The organism is Kribbella sp. NPDC005582, from assembly GCF_040605415.1.
In the GTDB taxonomy this organism is placed as follows: Bacteria; Actinomycetota; Actinomycetes; order Propionibacteriales; family Kribbellaceae; genus Kribbella.
The window spans coordinates 1-1,721 of sequence record NZ_JBEXCU010000014.1; the positions used below are offsets into that span (position 1 = coordinate 1).

A 1,721-nucleotide genomic window follows, 5' to 3' on the forward strand; every position below is an offset into this window, starting at 1 on the left:
TTCACAGTCTCCCACCTATCCTACACAAGTTGTACCGACCACCAATACCAAGTTGTAGTAAAGGTCCCGGGGTCTTTCCGTCCTGCTGCGCGTAACGAGCATCTTTACTCGTAATGCAATTTCGCCGAGTCCACGGTTGAGACAGCGCCCAAGTCGTTACGCCATTCGTGCAGGTCGGAACTTACCCGACAAGGAATTTCGCTACCTTAGGATGGTTATAGTTACCACCGCCGTTTACTGGCGCTTAAGTTCAAAGCTTCGCCGGCCTAAGCCAGCTAACCTGTCCCCTTAACGTTCCAGCACCGGGCAGGCGTCAGTCCGTATACATCGAATTACTTCTTCGCACGGACCTGTGTTTTTAGTAAACAGTCGCTTGGGCCTGGTCTCTGCGGCCATCAACGCTTCCATGGGCAAGCCATGTAACGCATCCGGCCCCCCTTCTCCCGAAGTTACGGGGGCATTTTGCCGAGTTCCTTAACCATGGTTCACTCGATCGCCTTGGTATTCTCTACCTGATCACCTGTGTCGGTTTGGGGTACGGGCGGCTCTAACACTCACTACGAAGTTTTTCTCGGCAGCATGGGATCATCCACTTCCCCTAAACGGGTCCGCCTCGGCTCTCAGGCTTAATGAGACACGGATTTGCCTATGCCTCGCCCTACCACCTTGCCCGCGGATCAGCTTACGCCTACCATCGCCGCGGTTGGACTACCCTCCTGCGTCACTCCTCAGTGCACCTAATACCACCTAGGGTCAAACGGTCCATACATCAGCCCGAAGGCGTCCGTACTTTCAGTTCTTAGCATCAGTAGGTTCGGTCGGGTCGTGTTAATGCCGGTACGGGAATATCAACCCGTTGTCCATCGACTACGCCTGTCGGCCTCGCCTTAGGTCCCGACTTACCCAGGGCAGATTAGCTTGACCCTGGAACCCTTGATCATCCGGCGGACGGGTTTCTCACCCGTCATTCGCTACTCATGCCTGCATTCTCACTCGTGCAGCATCCACAACTCCATCACTAGGCTGCTTCACACGCTGCACGACGCTCCCCTACCCATCCACACACCTGGACCAGGATCAAGTCCTGGCCGGGTACATATGTGAATGCCACAGCTTCGGCGGATTGCTTGAGCCCCGCTACATTGTCGGCGCGGAATCACTTGACCAGTGAGCTATTACGCACTCTTTCAAGGGTGGCTGCTTCTAAGCCAACCTCCTGGTTGTCTGGGCAACTCCACATCCTTTTCCACTTAGCAATCGCTTAGGGGCCTTAGCTGGTGATCTGGGCTGTTTCCCTCTCGACTACGGAGCTTATCCCCCGCAGTCTCACTGCCGCGCTCTCACTTACCGGCATTCGGAGTTTGGCTGATTTCGGTAAGCCGGTAAGCCCCCTAGACCATCCAGTGCTCTACCTCCGGTAAGAAACACGCGACGCTGCACCTATATGCATTTCGGGGAGAACCAGCTATCACGGAGTTTGATTGGCCTTTCACCCCTATCCACAGGTCATCCCCCAGGTTTTCAACCCTGGTGGGTTCGGTCCTCCACGCGGTCTTACCCGCGCTTCAACCTGCCCATGGATAGATCACTCCGCTTCGGGTCTAGAGCATGCGACTAAAGCGCCCTATTCAGACTCGCTTTCGCTACGGCTACCCCACACGGGTTAACCTCGCCACACACCACTAACTCGCAGGCTCATTCTTCAAAAGGCACGCCGTCAC

The 1,721-nt window shown here is 55.5% G+C and carries 1 rRNA gene; it reads right to left on the reverse strand.

The features are described 5' to 3' along the window. A 23S ribosomal RNA gene (locus ABZS29_RS38645) occupies positions 1 to 1,721 on the reverse strand; the annotation flags it as partial.